Origin of the sequence: Martinezella lusitana (assembly GCF_900094565.1) — a bacterium.
Lineage (GTDB): Bacteria > Pseudomonadota > Alphaproteobacteria > Rhizobiales > Rhizobiaceae > Rhizobium > Rhizobium lusitanum.
Window position 1 is genome coordinate 379,525 of sequence record NZ_FMAF01000002.1, and the last position, 23,607, is coordinate 403,131.

Annotated in this window: 21 protein-coding genes, 1 tRNA gene and 1 pseudogene; 18 read left to right on the forward strand and 5 right to left on the reverse strand. The window is 60.7% G+C overall.

The annotated features are described in order from the left end of the window. Positions 1–65: 65 nt before the first annotated feature. The gene (locus tag GA0061101_RS05010; protein WP_037196112.1) at positions 66–959 is read right to left on the reverse strand and encodes a LysR family transcriptional regulator; all 894 of its coding nucleotides are present in this window, start codon (positions 957–959) and stop codon (positions 66–68) included. Between the two features lie 165 nt (positions 960–1,124). Here GA0061101_RS05010 and GA0061101_RS05015 point away from each other — a divergent pair. Then, a pseudogene (locus GA0061101_RS05015) lies at positions 1,125–1,277 on the forward strand ((R)-mandelonitrile lyase); the annotation flags it as partial. 198 nt (positions 1,278–1,475) lie between these two features. Continuing rightward, complete coding sequence (locus tag GA0061101_RS05020) at positions 1,476–2,618, forward strand: ROK family transcriptional regulator (protein WP_092573157.1); 1,143 nt, start codon at positions 1,476–1,478, stop codon at positions 2,616–2,618. Positions 2,619–2,705: 87 nt separating this feature from the next. Here GA0061101_RS05020 and GA0061101_RS05025 read toward each other — a convergent pair whose 3' ends face one another. Beyond that, entirely contained in the window at positions 2,706–3,752 is a 1,047-nt protein-coding gene (locus tag GA0061101_RS05025) for a Gfo/Idh/MocA family protein (RefSeq protein WP_047553760.1), read from the reverse strand. A gap of 284 nt (positions 3,753–4,036) precedes the next feature. On the opposite strand from GA0061101_RS05025, the gene GA0061101_RS05030 reads away from it, so the two are divergent. The 6 genes from GA0061101_RS05030 to GA0061101_RS05055 all read left to right on the forward strand — a co-directional run bounded on the left by GA0061101_RS05030 (position 4,037) and on the right by GA0061101_RS05055 (position 10,628). Continuing rightward, a complete protein-coding gene (locus GA0061101_RS05030; protein WP_092573158.1) occupies positions 4,037–5,335 on the forward strand; it encodes an extracellular solute-binding protein in 1,299 nt (432 codons plus the stop codon). A gap of 158 nt (positions 5,336–5,493) precedes the next feature. Further along, positions 5,494–6,423, forward strand: a complete 930-nt coding sequence (locus GA0061101_RS05035; RefSeq protein ID WP_092573159.1) for a carbohydrate ABC transporter permease — start codon at positions 5,494–5,496, stop codon at positions 6,421–6,423. Beyond that, the gene (locus tag GA0061101_RS05040; protein ID WP_047553751.1) at positions 6,420–7,262 is read left to right on the forward strand and encodes a carbohydrate ABC transporter permease; all 843 of its coding nucleotides are present in this window, start codon (positions 6,420–6,422) and stop codon (positions 7,260–7,262) included. The genes GA0061101_RS05035 and GA0061101_RS05040 overlap by 4 nt, the downstream gene beginning before the upstream one ends. Positions 7,263–7,410: 148 nt before the next feature. Further along, positions 7,411–8,649, forward strand: coding sequence for an ROK family transcriptional regulator (locus tag GA0061101_RS05045; protein WP_037196124.1), 1,239 nt, complete (start codon positions 7,411–7,413; stop codon positions 8,647–8,649). Between the two features lie 30 nt (positions 8,650–8,679). Then, positions 8,680–9,534 carry a sugar phosphate isomerase/epimerase family protein gene (locus GA0061101_RS05050; protein WP_037196125.1) on the forward strand — a complete coding sequence of 285 codons (855 nt, stop codon included), beginning with the start codon at positions 8,680–8,682 and terminating at the stop codon, positions 9,532–9,534. Between the two features lie 29 nt (positions 9,535–9,563). Then, the gene (locus GA0061101_RS05055; protein ID WP_092573160.1) at positions 9,564–10,628 is read left to right on the forward strand and encodes an ABC transporter ATP-binding protein; all 1,065 of its coding nucleotides are present in this window, start codon (positions 9,564–9,566) and stop codon (positions 10,626–10,628) included. Positions 10,629–10,934: 306 nt separating this feature from the next. On the opposite strand, the gene GA0061101_RS05065 is transcribed toward GA0061101_RS05055, so the two are convergent. Then, positions 10,935–11,009: transfer RNA gene (locus GA0061101_RS05065), tRNA-Gly, on the reverse strand. A 244-nt stretch (positions 11,010–11,253) separates the two neighbouring features. Here GA0061101_RS05065 and GA0061101_RS05070 point away from each other — a divergent pair. From GA0061101_RS05070 to GA0061101_RS05085, 4 genes are all read left to right on the forward strand, one after another. After that, positions 11,254–11,763: a prolyl-tRNA synthetase associated domain-containing protein gene (locus GA0061101_RS05070; protein WP_037196908.1), complete on the forward strand. Its 510-nt coding sequence runs from the start codon at positions 11,254–11,256 to the stop codon at positions 11,761–11,763. A 157-nt stretch (positions 11,764–11,920) separates the two neighbouring features. After that, positions 11,921–12,895, forward strand: a complete 975-nt coding sequence (gene trxA, locus GA0061101_RS05075; RefSeq protein WP_037196907.1) for a thioredoxin — start codon at positions 11,921–11,923, stop codon at positions 12,893–12,895. Between the two features lie 231 nt (positions 12,896–13,126). Then, positions 13,127–13,786 carry an LON peptidase substrate-binding domain-containing protein gene (locus GA0061101_RS05080; RefSeq protein WP_037196905.1) on the forward strand — a complete coding sequence of 220 codons (660 nt, stop codon included), beginning with the start codon at positions 13,127–13,129 and terminating at the stop codon, positions 13,784–13,786. A 10-nt stretch (positions 13,787–13,796) separates the two neighbouring features. After that, the gene (locus tag GA0061101_RS05085) at positions 13,797–13,985 is read left to right on the forward strand and encodes a Trm112 family protein (protein WP_037196904.1); all 189 of its coding nucleotides are present in this window, start codon (positions 13,797–13,799) and stop codon (positions 13,983–13,985) included. Positions 13,986–14,003: 18 nt separating this feature from the next. Here the strand turns inward: GA0061101_RS05085 and GA0061101_RS05090 are convergent, their stop codons facing one another. Together GA0061101_RS05090 and GA0061101_RS05095 are read right to left on the reverse strand one after the other, a co-directional pair. Next, positions 14,004–14,477 (reverse strand): VOC family protein, encoded by a 474-nt coding sequence (locus GA0061101_RS05090; protein ID WP_037196903.1) that lies wholly within the window; start codon positions 14,475–14,477, stop codon positions 14,004–14,006. Positions 14,478–14,638: 161 nt separating this feature from the next. Next, complete coding sequence (locus GA0061101_RS05095; RefSeq protein WP_047637755.1) at positions 14,639–15,853, reverse strand: ubiquinone biosynthesis hydroxylase; 1,215 nt, start codon at positions 15,851–15,853, stop codon at positions 14,639–14,641. Between the two features lie 83 nt (positions 15,854–15,936). Between GA0061101_RS05095 and tesB the strand changes: the two genes are divergently transcribed. The 6 genes from tesB to GA0061101_RS05125 all read left to right on the forward strand — a co-directional run bounded on the left by tesB (position 15,937) and on the right by GA0061101_RS05125 (position 23,505). Next, a complete protein-coding gene (tesB, locus tag GA0061101_RS05100; protein ID WP_092573162.1) occupies positions 15,937–16,821 on the forward strand; it encodes an acyl-CoA thioesterase II in 885 nt (294 codons plus the stop codon). Positions 16,822–17,035: 214 nt separating this feature from the next. Then, positions 17,036–17,386, forward strand: coding sequence for a P-II family nitrogen regulator (locus GA0061101_RS05105; protein ID WP_034509110.1), 351 nt, complete (start codon positions 17,036–17,038; stop codon positions 17,384–17,386). A 28-nt stretch (positions 17,387–17,414) separates the two neighbouring features. Then, on the forward strand, positions 17,415–18,773 hold the full coding sequence (locus tag GA0061101_RS05110) for an ammonium transporter (protein ID WP_037196900.1): 1,359 nt from the start codon (positions 17,415–17,417) through the stop codon (positions 18,771–18,773). A gap of 272 nt (positions 18,774–19,045) precedes the next feature. After that, positions 19,046–21,718: an FtsK/SpoIIIE family DNA translocase gene (locus GA0061101_RS05115; RefSeq protein ID WP_037196899.1), complete on the forward strand. Its 2,673-nt coding sequence runs from the start codon at positions 19,046–19,048 to the stop codon at positions 21,716–21,718. A 136-nt stretch (positions 21,719–21,854) separates the two neighbouring features. Continuing rightward, positions 21,855–22,505, forward strand: a complete 651-nt coding sequence (locus GA0061101_RS05120; protein WP_037196898.1) for an outer-membrane lipoprotein carrier protein LolA — start codon at positions 21,855–21,857, stop codon at positions 22,503–22,505. A gap of 196 nt (positions 22,506–22,701) precedes the next feature. Further along, positions 22,702–23,505: an exodeoxyribonuclease III gene (locus GA0061101_RS05125; RefSeq protein WP_037196897.1), complete on the forward strand. Its 804-nt coding sequence runs from the start codon at positions 22,702–22,704 to the stop codon at positions 23,503–23,505. The last annotated feature ends 102 nt before the right edge of the window (positions 23,506–23,607 follow it).

Here is a 23,607-nt window from a genome sequence, read left to right on the forward strand (position 1 = left end):
ATAGGCTCGCGGCGCCTGTTTCCATCAAGTTGGGGCGGGCGCGATCGAGACAGGAAGCCGGGTTGCTACCCCCGGTCCCGCAGCGCATCCACGACGACATTAAATGCCGCTGACGACTGCCGTCGGCTGGGGTAATAGAGGTGATATCCCGGATAGTACGGGCACCAATCGCCCAGAACCTGAACCACGCGTCCGGCGTCGATTTCCGGCTTTGCCAGACCCTCCGGAACGAATCCCAGCCCATAGCCGTCAACCGCCATCGTCAGGATCTGCGTGATGCCGTTGCAGGTCAGCTGGCCGTCGACCCGCACCCGCAGCTCCTCGCCGTCCTTCTCGAACTCCCAGGCGTAGAGACCGCCACGAGTCGGCAGCCTGAGATTGATGCAATTATGCCTAGGCAGCTCCTGTGGCGTCACTGGGGCCGGATTTCGCTCGAGGTAGTCCGGGGAGCCGATGACGATCATGCGCTGTTCCGGGCTGATACGGACGGCGATCATGGCCTGCGACACGATCTCGCCAAGGCGTACACCTGCGTCGAAACGTTCCGCGACGATGTCGGTCAGGCCATAGTCGATGACGAACTCGACCTTGATATCCGGATAATTGTGCAGGACCTTGCGAAGCTTCGGCCACAGGACATGGTCGATCGCGAAATCTTCGGCAGTGATGCGAATGGTGCCGGCCGGCTTCTCCCTGAGATCGGTCAGCGCGATCAGTTCACCTTCGATCTCTTCGAAACGCGGACCGATCGTCGTCAGCAGACGCTCGCCTTCGGGCGTCGGCGCAACGCTGCGTGTCGTGCGTGTCAGCAGCCGAAGTCCGAGGCGCTCTTCGAGGCCGCGAATGGTGTGGCTTAGGCCAGACTGCGATATGCCGAGCTTTGCTGCCGCTTTCGTAAAGCTTCGCTCACGCGCGACGACGAGGAAGGCGAGCAGATCGTTAACGTTTTCGCGAAGCATTCATGGACCTCTCGCATAAGTGCGAGGGTATTCTAGCACAGATTATGGCTGCGGAGGCATGCAATTCATGTCTACAGCCCATAAGTCTTTGCGGGATTTTGCTCTAATCCTGCTGAATGGGCGCACCTATGTTCTCGCAGAATAGGAAGCCGAAAGGAATGAACCATGGAAATCACCAGAAACGGTAGCAGCCCCTCCGGCAAGTGTCCGGCGAGCTGGTTCACCGGCACCGTGCGCGTCGATCTCTTGTTTGCCGCCAACGAGGCACGGCGCGGTTCGGCGGGCACCGTGACATTCGAACCCGGAGCCAGAACAGCCTGACGGCGCGGCTAGACTCGTATCGCCAAATAGGACGAACGAATAGGTGAGATACCGGCCGTGACGCGCATTGCGGGCCGTGTCTTACTGAGGTCTGGCCCATGCAAACTCTGGATAGGACAGGCCGTTCCGACACAAATGAGTTGCCAGTGATTTCCGCTTGGTCCACAAGCGTTAAAGGATTATCGGAAGGCGGTTATGCGGTATCTGAGGACAGGGCCGCGGCGGGCACAGGTTCCCCTCACGGACATCAAACGCGGTAAGACGGTCGGTCTGCGTTCCGGCGAAATTGCCGACCGAAACATCCGCGTCATCCTGGAAGCGATAAGGCGTCACGGTCCTCTGACGCGGCTCGAGCTTGGGCAGCATTGCGGACTGAGCGGTCCGGGAATCACCAACATATTGCGCAGACTCGCTGATGATGGCCTGATCAGCTCCAACAGGCGCAATCATCATGTTGGAGGCGCGTCGTCCTCCGAGTTCGCCTTGCGGCCGGAAGGGGCTTTTTCGATAGGCATCCGCCTGCGCCCGTCGCACGGCGAAATCGTCCTGATCGATCTTAGCGGCCAGGTGCACGAGCGCCGGACATTCAGCGTGATGGACACGGCCGTCGATACCGCAAAGACCGCCGTTGACGATCTCATGCAAGGCGAAGCCAAATCCTTGCGGATCGTCGGGCTCGGCATTGCCGCGAATGGCTGGACCGACGAGCAGACCGACCGGCTTGCCGCCATGGTGACGCTGCCGCGCATATTCGTCGAGAACGAATGCACGGCCGCCCTGCTTGCGGAGCGCACGATGGGCAATGCCGTGCCGCTGGACGCGCTGGCGATGATCATCATCGATGAAGATGTCCAGGCTGGCTACCTCATCCGCGGAATACCCTTTTCAGGCGTTCACGGCAGAGCCGGCAGCATCGGCGAAATGCACACCGGCGCCGACAACGTTCCCCTCAATGGCGCTGTCGGTTTCGGCGCCTTGAGGGCGGTGTTGAGCCAAGAGGACTTCGAACGCACGCGCGAGGGACGCGAACTGCCGAGATCGCCGGCGCTCGACAAATGGGTTCGCAGCGCGGCCGGCCATCTCCTCGACCCGATCCTCGCCATTGCCGGCTTCATTGCGCCCAGCACGATCATGATCGGAGGGGATTTGCCGCGCGGCCTCATCGAATCCCTCATTCATCAACTGTCGATCGAACGCCGGGATACCACCGTCCGCCCGTTTCTGACCCCCTGGATTTCGCCGATGAAACCCGCAAGTTTCAGTGGCGGCGGTATTGCACTGGGCGCCGCCCTTTTGCCCTTCCTCGATACATTGCTGCCGCCGCCGGCGGCAGGCTAGGGCATGCGAAATTGAAGAACCGGAGCGTGGCGACCATTCGAACAAAAGACCATCACGCTCCGGTGGTTACAAGCTTGGTCGGCGATGTCAGGCAAGCGCCTTGTCCGCATGGCTGAGATCGGAGGCGATCGCTTGGTCGAGAACCTTCTGGATATTGGCTGCGCGCCGGAAGGACGGCTCCTGGGTCTTGCCCGCCCGCACGGCCTGGACGAAACGCTGATAGTTGGTCTCGACCGGGTCGAACGCGACGTCGCGCCATGTCGCCGTGTGAACATCGTCTCCAAGGCAGGCGCGCAACGTCGATTTGCCGGTATCGTATATGATCTCGATCGAGCCGGTCTCGCCGTAGACGCGCAGCCGTAGCTGGTCCATCTGGCCGGCAGCCGTCCGTGTCGCCTGGATCGTGCCGATTGCGCCACTGCTGAAATCGACGTTCATGGTGAAGCTGTCGTTCGCGTCGAGATCATATTCACCGATCTTGTTACCCGGGGCCTTGTTGAATGTCTTCAGCCGGGCGAAGACATGCGCCACGTCGAGCCCGGAGCCGTAGGACGTGAAATCGACAATGTGGATGCCGATGTCGCCGAGCGCACCGTTCGAGCCATGCTTCTTGCTCAATCGCCACAGCCATTTGCTTTCCGTCTTCCAGTCGCCCCAGTGCCGGCCGACCAGCCAGCTTTGCAGATGCGAGGCTTCGACATGCCGGACTTCGCCGATTTCTCCCGCCAGTACCATCTGGCGTCCCTTCTGCAGGGCCGGTGAATTGCGGTAGGTGAAGTTGACCATGCCGACCTTGCCCGAACGCTCCATCGCGTCGGCCATCTCCATGGCTTTGACGGCATCCGTTGCCAGCGGCTTTTCGCAGAAGACGTGCTTGCCGGCGGCGATCGCCTGCAGGGTCGTCGGATGGTGAATGCGGTCCGGCGTTACGTTGGCGACGGCATCGAATTCTCCCCACGCCAAGGCTTCCTCCAGCGAGCCGAAATGATTGGGAATGCCGTGCTGCGAGCAAAATGCCGCGAGACGTTCGGGGTCTATGTCGACACCTCCCACGACGCTGACACCGTCAATTTCCTTGAATCTTGTGGCATGCTGGTTGGCCATGCCGCCGGTGCCGAGAATGAGCAAACGCATAATGTCCTCCTGGATCTAACAGCCGGCTATCGTCGTAGCCGGAGGAACAACATCTCCGTCGCGACCGCAGCATCCGCGGTTGCGTGTTTCGCTATCTGGGAAAGGGCATTCGTCCCTTCAGCTCGTGTTGAAAGCCGCCATCCTTCGATCCTCCATCCCACGGCTCGACATCAAATCCTTGACATCAAATCAAAGTAACTTAATCTATTTAATGCAGCATGGAAATGAGGAGAGGTCAACCGACCACCAGGCTGCATCCATTCACAATGGGGAGGAGACCCATCATGATCAGAGCAACCGTCAGCGCGCTTGCGCTGGGTTCAGCGTTGTTGTCAGTGCATGCCGTCTTCGCACAGGAATTGGCGACGAAAGACCGGATCGGCCTTGCCGATGCACCCAAGACGCTCGTCGTCCGTCTGACGAACGATAGCCCGAACAATGCCGACCCGGCGATTGCCGACGGCTATCGGAAGCTGTTCGTCGATTTTATCAAGAAGCATCCGGACTGGAAGCTGCAGCTGCAGTTCATGTCGACAGACATCGGCACCGAGCAGGCGAAAATGCTCGAGCAGGCCAAGGCCGGGAATGCGCCGGATTGCGCTGCGGTCGATTCCTTCGTCCTGTCGCAGTTCATGGTCAATCACGTCCTCGCCGATTTCACGCCGTATTTCTCAAAGGATGAAGTCGCCGACCTCTTCCCCTTCGTCCGCACCGGTATCCTCGACAAGGACGGAACGATCCGCGCCTGGTGGTGGGATACGGATCTTCGCGTGCTCTATCGCAACAAGTCTATCGTTCCCGATGCGCCGCAGACCTGGGACGGCCTGAAGACAGCGGCGCTCTCCTCCGTCAAGCAGGGAATGGAAGGCGTCCTTTTCAACGGCGGCCGCTACGAGGGAGCCACTTTCGATTGGCTTGCGAACTACTGGGCCCTTGGCGGCAAGCTGGTGGATGACAGCGGCAAGCCTGTGTTCGGCGAGGGGGAGAACAAGCAGAAATTTCTCAAAGCTCTAAATTACTACAAGGATCTCGTCGCTTCCGGTGCTGCGCCGAAACGGGTGACCACCATTGCCAACTATGATGATCTGAACGCTGCCGCCGCTGCGGGCACGACTGCGCTCTTCATCGGCGGCAACTGGCAATATGCGCAGCTAAAGGCAACGCTGGACGAGGCCGATTTCAACAACTGGACGTTCTCGCCGATCCCCGGCCCGACCGCGGATCACCGCTCTACCGGTACCGGCGGCTGGACGATTGCCGCCTTCAGCAAGGACAAGGGCAAGGTGGAGATGTGCGCCAATCTTGCTCGTGACGTCTATATGGGCCCGGCAAACGCATTGCAGCAACAGCTTCCGACCAGGAAGTCGCTATTCGATAAATATCCGGTCTTCGCCACGGATGCGAACAAGACCTTCTCGCAGGCATTGGCCGACGGGCAAGCGCGCCCTGGTGTGCCGATCTATCCCGAGATCTCCAATCAGATCCAGATCATGATGGGGGATGTCCTTTCCGGCACCAAGCAGCCGGAAGAAGCGCTCGATGGTGCCTTCAAGGCGACAATGGAGGCTTACAAGCGTCTCTAGCCGAAGCAATTCGGACGAAAGCGCAATGCGGCTTTCCGACCGGGATTGTTTGATGAAGGGATCGGCTCTGCGACCCGGTGATGGTTCGAGCCGATCCAGCCGCGGCGATGTCTCCTTGGGCGTCGTCAATCGCCATCAAAACGCGGATAGAGAAGCTCATGAGTCCCATCGCAATTGAGGCAGCAAGTCCGTCTCCCAGCAGATCGTTCGCGCGTCGCTTTGCCGGTGCGCCGCTGCCGTGGATGATGCCGGCAATCATCGTCATCGGCCTGTTTTATCTCTATCCGGTGTTCGACATCTTCCGCCTGTCGCTGACCAATGCCACCCTTATCGGCGACAGCCAGCAATACACGCTGGACTCCGTCGTCAACACCCTGAGCTCCCCGCAGCTTCCCGACATTCTCTGGGCGACCCTCGTCTTTGTCGGCGGCAGCATCGTAGGGCAGCAGGTTCTCGGCCTTGCAGTCGCAGTGGTCGTCGTTCGCGGCGAACACCGCGGCCTGTTCGGCACCGCCATCCTCCGGACGACAGCGCTGGTCGCCTGGGTCGTGCCGGGGATTGCCGGCGGCATCATCTGGCAGATGCTGTTTTCCGAGGCGCCTTATGGCGCCCTCAACAGCATCCTGCGTCTCATGCATCTGCCCGCCGTCGCCTGGTTGTCCGATCCGGCGATAGCGCCCTGGTCGGCGCTCTTGTCCAACATCTGGCGCGGCACGGCATTCTCCATGGTGGTCATGTATGCGGCGTTGAAGGCCATCGATCCCTCGCTCTACGAGGCTGCGGAAGTCGATGGCGCGACAGGGTGGCAACGGTTCATATTCGTGACCTTGCCGCAGCTGCGTTCGGCCATTCTCGTCAACATGATCCTCATCACCATCATGACGGTCAACACCTTCGATGCCATCATCACGCTGACAGGCGGCGGGCCTGGACGGGCAACGGAAGTCATCTCGCTCTACGTCTTCAACATCGTCTTCAGGAATTATGATCTGTCCGGGGGCAGCGTGCTTTCGGTGCTGATGCTGTTCATCAGTCTCGGCCTCGCCCTTGTCTACGCATCGTTTCTGCCCAAGGAGGAACAGCAATGAGTGTCAGAACGGGCAGCCGTCTCGGCGATGTCATCAGCTATCTCTTCATGCTGGTGATGTTCGTCTTCTTTGCCGGACCGCTTTCCTACCTGCTGTCGATGGCGATGCGTGACCGTCGGGAAATCTATCGCGGCGTTGCGAGGTACATCCCGAACAATCCGACCTTCGAGAATTTCGTGACCGTGCTGAACAACAGCTATTTCCAACTTTATCTCTGGAATGGCCTGAAGCTTGCGGCCTTAAGCGGCCTCGGCGTTCTGATCGTCGCGCTTCCGGCTGCCTATGCCTTTTCCCGCTTCCAGTTCCGCGGCAAGGGCCTGTCGATGATGGGGCTGTTGATGTTCCAGATGATCTCGCCGCTTGTGATCATGGTTCCTCTCTATCGCTATATGAACCGGCTCGGCCTGCTCGACACGCATTTCGCCGTTGTCATGGTCTATGTCGCGCTCGGCGTGCCGGTGGCGACATGGTTGTTGAAGAATGCGGTGGACAGGATACCGCGCAGCCTCGACGAAGCGGCGATGATCGATGGCTGCAACAGTTTCTCGGTTTTCTGGCGCATCATTCTGCCGCTGTCGGCACCGGGGATCGCATCGGTCTTCATCATCACCGTCATCGCGGGGTGGTCGCAATTCCTCGTGCCGTTTCTGCTTCTCACGCAGAACAATCTGATGCCGATCGGCGTCGGAATCTTCAATTTCAAGGGAATGCAAACCGATTCCTCCGTGCAGTTGCTGGCGGCGGCCTGCCTGATCTCCGTTGTACCCGCGATCATCGCCTTCCTGTCACTGCAGCGGCTGATCCTTGGGGCGATGACCAGCGGGGCGGTAAAGGGCTGATGATGCTGACTGAAGGCATTCCAGGAAAAGCGCTTGAGCGGTTCTCCGTGCGAGATTGGAAACAACAAGGAGCAGTTTTGAGATTTCGTGACGAGCCGAACTGCCCTAACGGATTGAGTAAGGATTTCGGACGAGGGAATATTCAAACATGACGCAGACCGACGACGGGAACATCTTTCTCAACCTATCCGGCGCAAATGTCGGGGACGCCGGCGAGCACAACCGGGCCGTCGTGCTTCGCTGCATTCACCGCCAGGCACCGATTTCGCGCGCCGAAATTGCCCGCCAGACCGGCTTCACCAAGCCCGCCATCGCCCGGATCGTCGATCGGTTGCTGGATGAGGGCCTGATTATCGAGGCGCGCAGGCGGCACGGCCTCAGGGGCCAGCCGGCCATCGAGCTGGAGATCAATCCCGACGCCTATTTTGCGATCGGCGTCAACATCGATCGTGATCATCTGACCATCCTTGCCGTCGATGCGGTGGGCAACGTTCGGGCGCGCGTCCATTATGAGAAACGTTTCATCCTCCCTAGCGAATTCATGCAGCTCACGGCCGATGCCATCTCCCATTTCCAGCGGAGCCGGCTCATCGACGAGGCTCGCTTGGCCGGGATCGGTCTGGCCATGCCCGATTGGCTCGGCGAAATCTCGCTGCTTGGAAAGCCGCCGGAATACGAGGAATGGACGGCGTTCGACGTACGCGCCGCGCTGGAAGGATTGACGCCGCATCCGGTTTTCATCGAAAACGAGGCCAATGCCGCAGCGCTCGCCGAGTTGGAATACGGACTTGGTGCGGAGAGCAGCAGTTTCTTCTACATCGCCATCAACGCCTGCCCCGGCGGCGGCCTCGTTCTGGACGGCAACGGCCATCGGGGCGCGATGGGTCTGAGCGGAGAGATCGGCTGGTTGCCGATCGTCGATTCCACCCATAGCAGCGCCACCCGGGTGCAGCTTCTGGGTCAGATTTTCTCGCTGTTTTTTCTCTACGATTTTCTGGAAAAGCACGGTGTGCGGGCCCGCACGCCACAGGATCTCGTTGCCCTCGATTCCGACGGGCGGCGGCTGGTCTCGCAGTGGCTGATGGAGATGAGCGTTCATCTTGCCGTCGCCGTCAAGCATATCGGCGCGATCGTCGATCCGGATGCTGTCCTGGTCGGAGGCAGGCTGCCAATCCGCATGGTCGATGAATTGCTGCGTTACGTACACGAACATCTGCATCGATCGGACGCCAATCTGCCCTCGATCCACCGCGCCTCGCTGGGGGAGGATGCGTCGGCATTGGGAGCCGCGGCAATGCCAATGGCCACAGCGCTGATGCTTGCTTCGGCAAATCCCGCGCAGCGCACCCGTTCGCCGCTCAAGTTCATGGACCGTCTGACCGCCTAGGACCATTCAAGATCATTAGGGAGGATTTCGATGAAGATCGGCTTTTACACATCAACATTCAATGATCGGCCTTTGGAGGAGGTTGTCGACTTTGCGGCGGCCGCGGGCTTCGATGCGATCGAGATCGATGTCAGAGGCCATATACAATCGCCGGAGAAAGTGGCCGCGGCCGTCGCGCTGGCGCGCGGCCGCAATCTCTTCGTCTCATCCGTGGCCTATTTCGGCAACCAGCTCGATCCCGACCCATCGAAACGGGCTGAGCTGCATGCCATGACTGCGGAGTTTGCACAGGCGATCGGCGAGGCGGGCGTTCCGATATTCGTGATCTTTCCGGGGCGCGACGATACGGCAAGCGACGCCGAAAACTATGATGCCTTTGCGGAACACGCCAACGGGCTGATCGCGGCGACGCGATCGAGCGGGCTCATATTCGCGATTGAGAACTGGCCGGGTCCGCACGACAATTTCGTCGGCACGACGCCAAGTGGCTGGAGGGAGCTTTTCGACAGAATTCCCGATCGCCGCTTCGGCCTCGAATTCGATCCGTCGCATCTGATCCGCATCGGGATCGACCCATACAAGGCCCTGGAGGAGGTCCTGGATCGGGTTGTCATCCTGCATGCCAAGGACACGGCGATCGATGCGGCCGCGCAGCAGGCCGTCGGTTACCATTGCAAGGGATGGTGGCAATACAAGCTGCCCGGCAAGGGCGTGCTCGACTGGCCGCGGTTCCTGCGTCAGGCGCGCGCCGCGAACTTCGATGGAACGCTCTCCATCGAACATGAGGATGCCGCTTATGGCTGGCCGGGCAAGGATCTCGAAGCCCGCAGGGAGGGGGAGCGGCAGGGCCTCGCTTATCTGCGAGGCGTGATCGGCGCTCTCTAATCGCCTGCAACCCGGGAGGATGAATGGCAATGGCACATGTCTTGGTCAACAATGCGCGTAAGGACTATGGAGCGTTCAAGGCGATCAAAGGGGTGTCCGTCGACATAAAGGACGGCGAGTTCGTCGTCCTCGTCGGACCGTCCGGCTGCGGGAAGTCGACGCTCCTGCGCATGATCGCCGGCCTGGAAGGTATCACGTCGGGGGAGATCCATATCGGCAAGCACGTCGTCAACGAACTGGCACCGAAGGACCGGGACATCGCCATGGTCTTCCAGAACTATGCGCTCTATCCGCATATGACCGTGGCTCAGAACATGGGATTTTCGCTGCGGCTGAAGCGGATGCCGAGAGCCGATATTGCCGCTCGTGTCGGCAATGCCGCACGGATCCTGGGGCTGGAAAGCCTCCTGGAACGATATCCGAAGCAGCTTTCGGGCGGACAGCGCCAGCGCGTCGCGATGGGGCGCGCCATTGTTCGCGATCCCGCCGTGTTTCTGTTCGACGAGCCCTTGTCCAATCTCGATGCCAAGCTGAGGGTTCAAATGCGCTCGGAAATCAAGGAGCTTCATCAGCGCCTGAGAACCACCACCATCTATGTCACCCATGACCAGATCGAGGCGATGACGATGGCCGACAAGATCGTTGTCATGAAGGATGGCCGCGTCGAGCAATCCGGATCCCCGCTCGACCTCTACGACCGGCCGGGCAACCTCTTCGTTGCGGGTTTCATCGGCTCGCCGGCGATGAACTTCATCAACGGAACCATGACGCCCGAGGGATTCCGGACGGCAGACGGCGTGGTCTTGCCAAGCGACAGAACGATGGCGGAGGCGGTGACGTATGGGATTCGCCCCGAAGATATCCGGCTCGATCCGGCGGGTGTGCCTGTCTCGATCGTGGTGGTCGAGCCTACGGGATCGGAAACGCTCGTCGTGGCCAAGCTGGGTGAACAGACCATCAGTTGCGTGTTCCGGGAAAGGATCAAGGCGAAGCCCGGGGACCTGCTGCACGTTTCGCCGAACCGGCCGACGATCCATCTCTTCGACAGGGAAGGGAGCCGTCTCGGGGCGGGCGAGGCCGTGACATCCTATTGAACGTCTCTATGTCGCTGCGCGAGGCACGGCGCGCAGCCGGCTGCCGGCTTATACGCGCAGTTCATCGTTCCGTTACCCGCCGAACCGGGCCGTTCGCTCGAAGGCCGACGGTTACGGATATTGTCAATTCGACGCGCGAACGGCAGGGTTTGGAGCCGCGGCTGCGATCAGGCATTAATGATCTGGGCTATATCGATTTGGAACGGCGGACTTTGCAAACCATCGACAACCGGTTCGGCACGAGGTCGTCACCCCTGTCTCAGGGGACAACCGTTATCTATGTCTTCGTATAGACAAAAGAGAAACTGGAGCGGGCGAAGGGATTCGAACCCTCGACCCCAACCTTGGCAAGGTTGTGCTCTACCCCTGAGCTACACCCGCTCATCTCCGCAGTGGTCCGGGGTAGTGTGTTGGACCGCTGGGCGTCGTCTTGCGGCGACGGGCGCTATATGGCCTAACCGTTTTTCAAATGCAACAAGGAAATGACGAGTTGGCGAAGAAAAATTGCGGGTTCTTTTCGGTAGCTGCCGGAAAGCCCGGAAACGCCGCTCTTCGTCGTCTGGAAGATTGCAATGGAATTGTGGGCGACGTATCAGGGGCGGAACCATTTCCATTGCGAGACGCCATGACCGAGACCAGCCCGAAAGACCGCGACGATCTTTTCCTCTTCCTGGATAGTCTCGGCATTGTCCACAGCACCAAGGATCATGCCCCGGTCTTCACCGTCGCCGAATCGGTGTCGCTGCGCGACGAGATTCCCGGCGGCCATACGAAGAACCTGTTCGTGAAGGACAAGAAGGACAATTTCTTCCTGTTGACCGTCGAGGAAAACGCGACGGTCGATCTGAAGACGGTGCATACGCTGATCGGCGCCGCCAGCAAGGTCTCCTTTGGCAAACCGGAAAAGCTGATGGAATATTTGGGCGTTGTTCCCGGCTCGGTGACGGCGTTCGGCGCGATCAACGATACCGAAAAGAATGTCACCTTCGTCCTCGATGCCGATCTGATGGCGCATGACATCGTCAATTGCCATCCCTTGTCGAACGATGCGACGACGTCGATTGCCAGCGCCGATCTCTTGCGTTTCATGGAAGCAACGGGTCATGTGCCGCTAGTCTTGAAAGTGACGGGCTAACGTACGATTTTAGCGCTAAGATCAGAGCGATCCGACTTCTCTTCGAATTGTCCGATCGCTTAGGCTATTTCATCGAGCGCGATGCCATGCAAAGCCGGTCGGCTTGCATGAGGATCATGCTTCCAAAGTTCAGGATGCCGGCAGGCGGGAGATACTCATGAGCGGTCCGAACAATCCCTACAACGCTTCCTTCGGCGGACAGATGTCGGCCTCGGCTTCCTACGGGGCTGCGCCAGCGGCATCCGGGACTTCGCCGATCAAGGACACCACGACCGCGACCTTCGCCAAGGATGTCATCGAGGAGTCGCGCAATCAGCCCGTGCTCGTCGATTTCTGGGCGCCCTGGTGCGGTCCGTGCAAGCAGCTGACGCCGGTTCTCGAAAAGGTCGTCAACGAGGCCAATGGCCGCGTCAAGCTGGTCAAGATGAACATTGACGACCATCCGTCCGTCGCCGGTCAGCTCGGCATCCAGTCGATCCCGGCAGTCATCGCCTTCGTCGATGGCCGTCCGGCCGATGGTTTCATGGGTGCGGTTCCCGAAAGCCAGGTCCGCCAGTTCATCGATCGTCTCGGCGGTCCCGCGGGCGGTGCCGACGATCAGGCAGCCGAGATCGCGGCCGTTCTCGAGGAAGCCGGCGGCCTGCTCGCAGCCGGCGACGTCAATGGGGCGGCCGAACTGTTCGGCGCGGTGCTGCAGGCCGATCCGGAAAACCCCAAGGCGCTCGCCGGCATGGCGGAATGCATGATCGCCGCCGGCCAGAGCCAGCGGGCGCGCGAAGCATTGGCGGACCTGCCCGAGACGCTTGCCAACGATGCCGGCATACAGGCCGTGGTGAAGAAGCTCGACCAGATCGACGAAGCCCGCAAGCTCGGCGACCCCGTCGCGATCGAGCATGAGCTGGCGACCAATCCCGACAATCACGAGCAGCGCATCAAGCTCGCCAAGATCCGTAACGTCGAAGGCAAGCGGGAGGAGGCGGCCGAACATCTGCTTCTTATCATGCGCCGAGACCGCAGCTTCGACGACGATGGCGCCCGCCGCCAGTTGCTGGAGTTCTTCGACGTCTGGGGCCCGAAGGATCCGGCAACGATCGCTGCCCGCCGCAAACTTTCATCGATCCTGTTTTCCTGAGCGTGCAATGCTTGCGCCAAACCTCCCTTACGACAGTTCGCCAGGCGGTGGTCGTGGGTGGAGGGGAAGCGGGAGGTATCGCCGTTTTGACTCGAAATACTCTTGTGTTTTCGGCAGATAGGGCCACATTGTTCACTGGCGCGGCGTGAGATGGGGCGCGGCCGCGACTGTGTGTCGTTCCTGCGCGGCCCACTGCGGCGCGTGGCGCAGTGATCTAGCGGGATGGAAAACATGCAAGTCGGAAATGCCAGATATCTGAAGCCGAGCGATCTGCCTGAAACCGTGGTCGTCTTTCCTTTGTCTGGTGCCTTGCTGCTGCCGGGCGCGCAGCTGCCGCTTAATATTTTCGAGCCGCGCTATCTCGCCATGTTCGACTCGGCCATCGCCGGAAACCGGTTGATTGGAATGGTGCAGCCGGCGCTGGGCGAGCCGGCGGACTCTTCCAATCTATCGCATGTCGGCTGCCTTGGGCGCATCACCTCGATCGCGGAAACCGGCGATGGCCGCTATATTGCGTCCTTGACCGGGATCTGCCGCTTCCGGCTGATGGATGAAGTCATCGGCCACCAGCCCTATCGCAGCTTCCACATCACGCCCTTCATTTCCGACCTCAAGTCGCGCGACGAGGAGGATACCGTCGATCGGGCCGAGCTGCTGTCGGTTTTCCGGGCCTATCTGGACGCTAACAAGCTGGAAGCGGATTGGGAAAGCGTGGAGCGGGCGAGCAACATGATGCTGGTCAATTCACTGGCGATGATGGCGCCCTTCGATCCCGCCGAGAAACAGGCGCTTCTGGAGGCGCCTGACCTGAAGACCCGGGCCGAGACCTTCATCGCGATCGTCAAGATCGTACTTGCTGGCTCGGGCGAGACCGATTCCATGCTGCAATAGGAGTGGTGTGATGGATATCACGGTCAGCAAGGTGGATCCGAAACTGCTCGAACTGCTCGTCTGCCCGCTCACCAAGGGGCGGCTCAGCTACGATCGGGAAAAGAACGAACTGATCTCCGAAAAGGCGCGTCTCGCCTACCCGATCCGCGACGGCATTCCGATCATGCTGATTTCGGAAGCGCGACGCATCGAGGATTGACGTCCGCACCATGGCGCCTCAGCCGCGCCGCGCTGCTTCGATCACCCCGACGTCGATCTTGTTCATGGTCATCATCGCATCGAAGGCACGCTTTGCCTGATCGCCTCCTGCCGCGAGCGCTTCAGTCAGGACGCGCGGCGTGATCTGCCAGGATACACCCCATTTGTCCTTGCACCAGCCGCAGTTGCTCTCGCGGCCACCATTGCCGACAATGGCGTTCCAGTAGCGGTCGGTTTCTTCCTGATCGTCCGTTGCGATCTGAAATGAGAAGGCTTCACTGTGTGTAAACGCGGTGCCGCCGTTGAGGCCGATGCAAGGAATACCGGCAACCGTGAATTCAACGACCAATACGTCTCCCTGCTTACCGTCTGGATAGTTTCCGGGTGCGCGGATGATGGCACCGACTGCGCTGTCGGGAAAGGTCTCGGCGTAGAAGCGAGCAGCGGCCTCGGCGTCTTTGTCATACCATACGCAGATCGTGTTCTTTGCCATTGCATGGTCCTTTCGCTCGTCGGGTTCCCAATTCCCTGCTTAAATAAGAGGCAAACTGTCTTTCTCCAGTCCATGGAAGCGATTTTACACCCTTAAAGTGCTCGAGGTGCCCGCTTCGGGCCGACGGAAGGCATGCCGATGGGGATTTCGGCTTCGGCCGTTCAGATGGCCTCTCCGGCGAGCAGCCGTGGATTGTCCTTGGCGGCCGTGCCGGCGGCCTGGCCCATGAAGAAGGACTTCAGGCTCGGCAGCCGGTCGACGATCCCAAGCCCGAAATCGCGGGCGACGCGCAATGGCGTGATGTCGTTGGAAAACAGCCGGTTCAGGGCGTCGGTGGTCACCCCCATGCGGAAGGTGTCGAAGCGGCGCCAGGTCTGGTAGCGCTCGAGGATGTTGATCGAGCCGATGTCGAGGCCGAGGCGGTCGGCTTCGACGACGGTTTCGGCAAGGGCTGCCACATCCTTGAAGCCAAGATTGAGGCCCTGGCCGGAGATCGGGTGGATGCCATGGGCGGCGTCGCCGGCGAGCGCGAAACGCGGCGCGACGAAGGCACGGGCGAGCGTCAGGCCGAGCGGAAAGGCACGACGCTCGCCGACGGCGTGCAGCGCACCGAGCTTGTGGCCGAAGCGGCGCTCCAGCTCCTCTTCGAAGACGAGATCGTCCGAGGCGACCAGCCGGTTGGCATCGGCGGTGCGCTCGGTCCAGACGAGGGAGGAGCGGTTGTTCTTCAGCGGCAGGATGGCAAAGGGGCCCGACGGCAGGAAATGCTCCTCGGCGCAGCCGCCATGCGGGCGCTCATGCTCGACGGTCACGACGATGCCGGACTGGCCGTAGTCCCAGTTGACGGTCTTGATGCCTGCCATGTCGCGCAGCTTGGAGCGTACGCCGTCGCAGGCGACCAGCAGGCGTGTTTCCAGCACGCTGCCGTCCGAAAGGGTCAGCGCGACCTTGGCATCGTCGGTCACGAATCCGGTGGCGCTGAGGCCGTGGCTGATGGTGATGTCGAGGCGTTCGCACGCGCGGCGCAGCGCGGCGACCATGGCAAGGTTCGGCACCATGTGGGCAAAAGGCTGGCCTTCGGCCACTTCGCCGTCAAAGGTGAGGAAGACGGGACGCACGGGATCGCTGGTGCGCGAATCGGTGACGATCATGCGGGTGATCGGTTCTGCTTCCGGCGCGATCTCGTCCCAGACGCCCAGGACTTCAAGCATCTTCGAGGCGGCAGCGATGACCGCCGAGGCGCGCATGTCCTTCTTCCACGCGGTTTCCGGAGCGGCTTCCACGATCATGACGTCGAGATGGGGGGCTGCCTGCTTGACGGCCACCGCAGCGGCAAGACCCACATATCCGCCACCCACTACCAGCATGTCCAACATAGCGCTTCCCTGTGTCCCACTGTCATTTCCTGTTCTATATAGAGCATCCTGTTCATGGTTCCTACCATCGGAGTTCAACCAAAATGTCGCGAGAGAGCGAGAAGCCGACCCCCATGGAAGCCGTGCTTGCGACGCTCGATCTGGAAACGATCGAGATGAACCTGTTTCGCGGCAACAGCCCGCAGGTGGGCTGGCAGCGCGTGTTCGGAGGGCAGGTCATAGGCCAGGCGCTGATGGCGGCGCAGAGGACGGTGGCGGACGATCGCTTCGTGCATTCCCTGCATGCCTATTTCATGCTTCCGGGCGATCCCGCGGTTCCGATCCTCTACCAGGTCGATCGGCTGCGCGACGGTTCCAGTTTCAACACAAGGCGCGTGCTGGCCGTGCAGCATGGCAAGGCGATCTTTGCGTTGACGGCCTCCTTCCAGTTCGACGAGCCCGGCTTCGAGCACCAGGGCGAGATGCCGCAAGTCCCTATGCCGGAAGAGCTGATGGATGAGGAGCAGGTCAAGGAGCGCTATCTCGCCCATGCGCCCGAGAACGTGCGCCGCTATTGGGAGCGTAAGCGGGCGGTCGAGATCCGGCCGGTATCGATCGAGGGCTATTTCTCCCGCTCGCAGCCGAGCCAGCGGCAGAATATCTGGGTGCGCCTGACCGGCCCCGTGCCGGACGACCGGCTCTATCGGAACGCCGTGCTCGCTTATCTTTCGGATATGACTTTGCTCGACGTCGCGCTCAACGCGCATGGCACATCGGTTCTGGATCAGGGCATCCAGGTTGCGAGCCTCGACCATGCCATGTGGTTTCACCGCCCGTTCAAGCTCGACGACTGGCTGCTCTACAGCCAGGAAAGCCCCAGCGCCTCCGGCGCGCGCGGGTTCACCCGCGGCAGCCTGTTTACGCGATCCGGTGTCTTGATTGCGTCTGTCGCGCAAGAGGGGCTGATTCGTAAAAAGGCAAATGATTAAATAAGGTGCAAATTTATAAAAATGCACTTTATTTGTGCAGAGGCCACGCCGCGAACTGCCGCTTTATTGGGTTTATTCGATAAATCTGTTAGATTTCAATATGTTATAATTGTGTCACGAATCTGGCACGCCCCTTGAATGTGTACCCACAGTCGCTGCTGAAACATTCGTCGGCGGCAAGGAGAGTCGGCTCCATGCCGAGGGTAAACAAAGGATGGGAAACCAGATGAAAATTGTGATGGCCATTATCAAGCCGTTCAAGCTCGATGAGGTCCGTGAGGCCCTCACGGCTGTCGGCATCCAGGGCCTGACTGTGACCGAAGTGAAAGGCTACGGGCGCCAGAAGGGGCATACCGAGATCTATCGCGGCACCGAATATGCCGTCAGCTTCCTGCCGAAGCTGAAGATCGAGGTCGCGGTCGCATCCGAAATCGTCGACAAGGCTGTCGAGGCCATCGCGTCGGCCGCCAAGACCGGCCAGATCGGCGACGGCAAGATCTTTGTCTATTCGATTGACCATGCCGTGCGCATCCGTACGGGCGAAACCGATTCAGAAGCGCTGTAAGACACGGCTGATCAGGGAGTTATTTGCAATGACATCTACCAAGCTTTCCTCCACCTTCGCGCGGGTGGGTGCGCTTTCTGCGGCCTTGCTCGCGCCGGCGATCGCTTTTGCGCAGACCGCCGCTCCGGCTGCGGCAGCCGCTGCGCCGGTTCCGGACAAGGGCGACACCGCCTTCATGTTCATCTCCACCATTCTCGTGCTGTTCATGCTCGTGCCGGGTCTGGCGCTGTTCTACGGCGGTCTCGTCCGCGCGAAGAACATGCTCTCCGTTCTCATGCAGTGCACGATGATCGGCGCCGTCGTGATGATCATCTGGGTCCTCTACGGCTACTCTTTCGCCTTCGGCGGCGGCACCAGCCCTTATTGGGGCGGCACGGCCAAGATGTTCCTCTCGGGCGTCTCGACCTCGACCACGGCTGCGACCTTCTCCAAGGGCGTTGTCATTCCTGAATTCATCTTCATGCTGTTCCAGATGACCTTCGCCGCCATTACGCCGGCCCTGATCATCGGCGCCTATGCGGAGCGCATCAAGTTCGGCGCATCGGTTCTCTTCTGCGCACTGTGGGCGACCTTCGTCTACTTCCCGATCGCTCACATGGTCTGGGATTCGAACGGCATGCTCTTCAAGATGGGCGCTCTCGACTTCGCAGGCGGCACCGTCGTTCACATCAATGCCGGTATCGCTGGCTTCGTCGGCGCTCTCCTCGTCGGCAAGCGCGTCGGCTTCGGCAAGGACATGATGGCTCCGCATTCCATGACGCTGACCATGGTTGGCGCCTCCATGCTCTGGGTCGGCTGGTTCGGCTTCAATGCCGGCTCCAACCTCGAGGCTTCCGGCGGCGCGATGCTCGCAACCGTCAACACCTTCATCGCAACTGCAGCCGCCATCATCTCCTGGTCGCTGGTTGAAACCTTCACCCGCGGCAAGGCCTCCATGCTCGGCGGCGCTTCGGGCATGGTTGCCGGCCTCGTCGCCATCACGCCTGCAGCCGGTATCGCCGGCCCGATGGGCGCGATCGTCATGGGCCTGATTGTCTCCCCGCTGTGCTACTTCTTCGTGTCCGTCGTGAAGAACAAGTTCGGCTACGACGATACGGCTGACGTCTTTGGCGTCCATTGCGTCGGCGGCATCTTCGGCGCCATTGCAACCGGCATCTTCGCCAGCGCATCGCTCGGCGGCGTCGGCTATGCCGATGGCGTCACCATGGGCAGCCAGGTCATGGTTCAGCTGACCGCAGTCGTCACCACGATCGTTTGGTGCGGCGTCGGTTCGGCGATCCTCTACAAGGTCGTCGACATCATCATCGGTCTGCGTGTCACCCCGGAAGCCGAGCGCGAAGGTCTCGACCTCGCTTCCCACGGCGAAGCTGCCTACCACAATTCCTGATCAGAGCTTGCGATGCCGGAGCAAGGCCTCCGGCATCGCTAAACATCCCGTCGCGGCGTATTTCATCGCAAATAGGCCGCTCTTGGCCCGAACCTTGGTTCGGGCCCTTTTTGTTTGGGGTAATATCCGGCTGCAAAAGCTGTTGATTCGCCAGGCCTGGGCGCATGGTTAACATGCCATTAACCCTCCTCTGATTAGGTAGGGCTAACCTGCCGGCGAGTGGGCATAGACCGATTCGCTTGGGCTTTCGACAAGGAACGGGGCTGGATATCATGGGCAGAAGCAATTCGGCGGCGTTGAGCGGTCGCCCCGACCGTTTTTCGCTTTCGGCTGTGGTGTGGCGTCAGATCAAGGGTCTGGCGGGCTTTGGGCTGCTGTTCCTGCTGGCGCTGGCCGTCGCGGCGCTGGCGACCTGGAACGTCATGGATCCGAGCTATTCCTACGCCACCGGCAATGCGCCGACCAACCTGCTCGGTTTTCCCGGTGCCGCCTTTGCCGATATCATGATGCAGGCGCTCGGGCTTGCCTCCCTCGTCGCGCTGCTGCCTGTCGCCGCCTGGGCCTTTGCTTTCATTTCCAACCGCAAGCTCAATCGCGTGCCGTCGCGCCTTGGCGCGTGGCTCGGCGGCTGCGTCGTCGCGGCCGGCTCCATCGCCTGCTTTCCCGCGCCGCCGACCTGGCCGATCCCGAACGGCATCGGCGGGGTCGTCGGCGATATCCTCCTGCGCTTTCCCGCCCTTTTCATCGGCACCTATCCGAGCGGCGTCGTCGCCATCGTGATCGGTTCGGTTCTGGCTGTTCCCGCGATCTGGCTCATGCTTTTTGGCGCGGGCGTGATCGGTGAAAGCCTGGTGGAGGACGACGAGGACGAAGACGATTATGAGAACACACACAGCCGCGCTCGTCGGGTAGGCGATGAAGACGAGGACGACGATCGCACCGGCTTTTTGGGCAACTTTATGGCCTTCGGGGCGGTCATGCATGCATGGTATAATGCGCATGCTCGTCTCCGCCGCCTGTTCGGCATGGGTCCGCGCAAGCGCCGCGACCACGCCTTCGATGCGCCTTATGATTTCAATGATGACGAATTCGGCACGCTGAACGAGCCCGTGCGCGCCAAGACGCCGATGGCCCGGGGCGATCGCGTCGAGCCTTCGCTCGGAGGCTCGGCCGCGCGCCGTGTCGTTTCCGCGCCCTCCATCAGCCTCAGCGATGACGACGATGAGGACGAGGATTCGTCCTATGAGCGCGATCCGCGGCGCCCGGCCGATATCCTGCCCGATGATGAGGACGAGGATGAGTGGCCGTTGCGTCCCGCTTCGCCGAAGGCGGCAGCCGGCCAGCGCATCATCCCGCCGGCCGCGCGTCCGAAGCCCGGCGTGCGTGCGGAGCGTGAGGCACAGACCTCGTTCATACGGCCCTATGGCTTCCAGCTGCCAGCTGTGCATTTGCTCGCCGAGCCGAAGACCGTCACCCGGGATACGACGCTTTCCGCCGATGCGCTGGAGCAGAATGCCCGCATGCTCGAAGGCGTGCTGGAGGATTTCGGCGTCAAGGGCGAGATCATCCATGTCCGACCCGGCCCGGTGGTGACGCTCTATGAACTGGAGCCTGCACCCGGCATCAAGTCCTCGCGGGTCATCGGCCTCGCCGACGATATTGCCCGCTCGATGAGCGCGATCGCCGCCCGCGTCGCCGTGGTTCCCGGCCGCAACGCCATCGGCATCGAACTGCCGAATTCCACGCGCGAGACCGTCTATCTGCGTGAACTTGTCGCCAGCCGCGATTTCGAGACCTCCAAGGCCAAGCTTGCCATGGCGCTCGGCAAGACGATCGGTGGCGAACCCGTCATCGCCGATCTCGCCAAGATGCCGCATCTGCTCGTCGCCGGCACCACCGGCTCGGGTAAATCCGTCGCCATCAACACCATGATCCTGTCGCTGCTCTATCGCATGACGCCGGAGCAGTGCCGTCTGATCATGATCGACCCGAAGATGCTGGAACTGTCTGTCTATGACGGCATTCCGCATCTGCTCTCGCCTGTAGTCACCGACCCGAAGAAGGCCGTCGTCGCGCTCAAATGGACCGTCCGCGAGATGGAGGAGCGCTACAAGAAGATGTCGAAGATCGGCGTGCGCAACATCGACGGGTTCAACATGCGTGTCGAGCAGGCCGTTGCCAAGGGCGAGGCCATCAGCCGCACTGTCCAGACCGGTTTTGACCGCCAGACCGGCGAGGCGATCTACGAGACGGAAGAGTTCGATCTGAAGCCGATGCCTTACATCGTCGTCATCATCGACGAGATGGCCGACCTGATGATGGTCGCTGGCAAGGATATCGAAGGCGCGGTGCAGCGCCTGGCGCAGATGGCGCGCGCGGCCGGCATCCATGTCATCATGGCGACGCAGCGTCCGTCCGTCGACGTCATCACCGGCACGATCAAGGCGAACTTCCCGACGCGTATCTCTTTCCAGGTGACGTCGAAGATCGACAGCCGCACCATTCTCGGCGAACAGGGTGCCGAACAGCTGCTCGGCATGGGCGACATGCTCTATATGGCCGGTGGCGGGCGCATCCAGCGCGTCCACGGTCCGTTTGTCGCCGACGGCGAGGTCGAGGACATCGTCGCCTACCTGAAGACGCAGGGTTCGCCGCAATATCTCGATGCCATCACCGCCGATGATGATGAGGACGATGAGGGCCATGGCCCTGCGGGGACCTCCAATCTCGCCGATTCGGACGATCCCTACGATCAGGCGGTCGCTATCGTTCTTAGCGACGGCAAGGCCTCGACTTCCTATATCCAGCGCCGCCTCGGCATCGGCTACAACCGCGCCGCCTCGCTGATCGAACGTATGGAGGAAGAAGGCGTGATCGGCCCGGCCAACCATGCCGGCAAGCGCGAAATCCTCGTTCCCACCAAGGCGGACATTCTGGATCGCTGAGGCGATCCGCCTTTCCGTGTCACATATCCCGCCTATGTTCAGGGAAATTTGATCGCGGCCCGCAGCCGAACCCGGGCCGCCGCGCCATGAAGACGCCGATTTTGCGCGCCATGGACAAAGCATGAAGGAGAATTCGATGAAAAAGATTGATGCGCAGCCCATGAACCGATTTTCACCGACCCGCCGGCATTTCCTCGGCGCCGTGGTCGCGGTCGGTGCGGCAGGCGCTCTACCGGTTTCGGCTCTTGCGCAGGCGCAGGCTGCCGCCCTCAATCCCAACATTGCCCAGGCCATCGCCGATCACTTTTCGTCCATCAAGACGATGAAGGGCGGCTTCCTGCAGATCGGGCCGCGCGGCGACCAGATGAGCGGCTCCTTTTTCATCCAGCGGCCCGGCAAGATGCGCTTCAACTACGATCCGCCGTCACGCATGCGCGTCATCTGCGATGGCAACAACGTCCAGGTCATCAACGACCAGACGAATACGAAGAACATGTACCAGCTGTCGAAAACGCCGCTGAGCCTGTTGCTCGCCAACAAGATCGACCTTTCCGCCGACATGGTGCGCAATGTTGATTCGCAGCCGGATCTGACCAAGATCACGCTCGGCAACCGCACCGTCTTCGGCGATTCCACAATCGCGATGATCTTCGATTCGAAGAGCTACGACCTGCGCCAGTGGACCGTCATCGACCCGCAAGGCAAGACGACCGACGTCATCATCAACAACGTGAAGACCAATGTCGCCTTCGATGACAGCGTTTTCCGCATCGATTATACGCGCTGATCGTCGTCTCCATTTCTGGCAACGGGAGAAGCGCCGAATGGCGCTTTCCTTTCCGTCGCAGCCGGTCTAAAGCCTTACCCTGACTAGAGCGCTTCACGGAATCGCTGAACCGCTCCAGCTGTCTGTTTTGACACAATTCCGGACGGAAAACCGCTGCGCACTTTTCCTGGAATTGCTCTCAGGGAAAGGCTTGGGCATGGGATTTTCGATTGCGACCTGGAATATCAACTCGGTGCGGCTGCGCATGCCCATCGTCGAGCAGTTCGTGATGCAGGCCCGGCCTGATATTCTCTGCCTTCAGGAGACCAAGGTTCCGAACGAGCTTTTCCCGCATGCGCCGCTGAGGGCGCTCGGCTACGAACACATCATTATCCATGGCCAGAAGGGTTATCATGGGGTGGCGATCGCCTCGCGTTTTCCGCTGACCGAGGATCATCGGCAGGATTATTGCAACGTCGGCGATAGCAGACATATCTCGGCGATCTTCGAGCGTGGCGGCCGGCGCATCCGGCTGCATAATTTCTATGTTCCGGCCGGCGGCGACGAGCCCGATCGCGCCATCAATCCGAAGTTCGGCCACAAGCTCGATTTCATCGAGGAAATGAAGCGGCTGCATGCAAACGCCGAGCCCAACACCTCGGCGATCCTGGTTGGCGACCTCAACATCGCGCCGTTGGAGCATGACGTCTGGTCGCACAAGCAGCTGCTCAAGATCGTCAGCCACACGCCGGTCGAGACCGATGGGCTGATCGAGGTGATGAAGCGGGGCGCCTGGCTCGACCTGATGCGCCAGCAGGTGCCGGCCAATGAGAAGCTCTATACATGGTGGAGCTACCGCGCCAAGGATTGGGAGGCTGCCGATCGCGGCCGTCGCCTCGACCATATCTGGTCGTCATCCGATCTTGGCCCGCACCTGCAGCGCATCGAGATCCTGAAGGCGGCGCGCGGCTGGGATCGCCCATCCGACCATGTGCCGGTAACAGCGCATTTCAATCTCTAGAGCGTTTTGTTTCTTTACGCATTCCAGGCGGAAAACCGCTTCGCACTTTCCTGGATATGCTCAAGAGCATGTCGCGCAAAAGTGCGCGGCGGTTTTGCGATA

Coding starts and splice junctions, on each gene's coding strand:
- GA0061101_RS05110 (WP_037196900.1), top strand. CDS start 17,415: ATGACATCTACCAAGCTTTCCTCCACCTTCGCGCGGGTGGGTGCGCTT.
- trxA (WP_037196907.1), top strand. CDS start 11,921: ATGAGCGGTCCGAACAATCCCTACAACGCTTCCTTCGGCGGACAGATG.
- tesB (WP_092573162.1), top strand. CDS start 15,937: ATGTCGCGAGAGAGCGAGAAGCCGACCCCCATGGAAGCCGTGCTTGCG.
- GA0061101_RS05085 (WP_037196904.1), top strand. CDS start 13,797: ATGGATATCACGGTCAGCAAGGTGGATCCGAAACTGCTCGAACTGCTC.
- GA0061101_RS05115 (WP_037196899.1), top strand. CDS start 19,046: ATGGGCAGAAGCAATTCGGCGGCGTTGAGCGGTCGCCCCGACCGTTTT.
- GA0061101_RS05105 (WP_034509110.1), top strand. CDS start 17,036: ATGGGAAACCAGATGAAAATTGTGATGGCCATTATCAAGCCGTTCAAG.
- GA0061101_RS05030 (WP_092573158.1), top strand. CDS start 4,037: ATGATCAGAGCAACCGTCAGCGCGCTTGCGCTGGGTTCAGCGTTGTTG.
- GA0061101_RS05070 (WP_037196908.1), top strand. CDS start 11,254: ATGACCGAGACCAGCCCGAAAGACCGCGACGATCTTTTCCTCTTCCTG.
- GA0061101_RS05080 (WP_037196905.1), top strand. CDS start 13,127: ATGCAAGTCGGAAATGCCAGATATCTGAAGCCGAGCGATCTGCCTGAA.
- GA0061101_RS05095 (WP_047637755.1), bottom strand. CDS start 15,853: ATGTTGGACATGCTGGTAGTGGGTGGCGGATATGTGGGTCTTGCCGCT.
- GA0061101_RS05050 (WP_037196125.1), top strand. CDS start 8,680: ATGAAGATCGGCTTTTACACATCAACATTCAATGATCGGCCTTTGGAG.
- GA0061101_RS05040 (WP_047553751.1), top strand. CDS start 6,420: ATGAGTGTCAGAACGGGCAGCCGTCTCGGCGATGTCATCAGCTATCTC.
- GA0061101_RS05045 (WP_037196124.1), top strand. CDS start 7,411: ATGACGCAGACCGACGACGGGAACATCTTTCTCAACCTATCCGGCGCA.
- GA0061101_RS05090 (WP_037196903.1), bottom strand. CDS start 14,477: ATGGCAAAGAACACGATCTGCGTATGGTATGACAAAGACGCCGAGGCC.
- GA0061101_RS05020 (WP_092573157.1), top strand. CDS start 1,476: ATGCGGTATCTGAGGACAGGGCCGCGGCGGGCACAGGTTCCCCTCACG.
- GA0061101_RS05025 (WP_047553760.1), bottom strand. CDS start 3,752: ATGCGTTTGCTCATTCTCGGCACCGGCGGCATGGCCAACCAGCATGCC.
- GA0061101_RS05125 (WP_037196897.1), top strand. CDS start 22,702: ATGGGATTTTCGATTGCGACCTGGAATATCAACTCGGTGCGGCTGCGC.
- GA0061101_RS05055 (WP_092573160.1), top strand. CDS start 9,564: ATGGCACATGTCTTGGTCAACAATGCGCGTAAGGACTATGGAGCGTTC.
- GA0061101_RS05035 (WP_092573159.1), top strand. CDS start 5,494: ATGAGTCCCATCGCAATTGAGGCAGCAAGTCCGTCTCCCAGCAGATCG.
- GA0061101_RS05120 (WP_037196898.1), top strand. CDS start 21,855: ATGAAAAAGATTGATGCGCAGCCCATGAACCGATTTTCACCGACCCGC.
- GA0061101_RS05010 (WP_037196112.1), bottom strand. CDS start 959: ATGCTTCGCGAAAACGTTAACGATCTGCTCGCCTTCCTCGTCGTCGCG.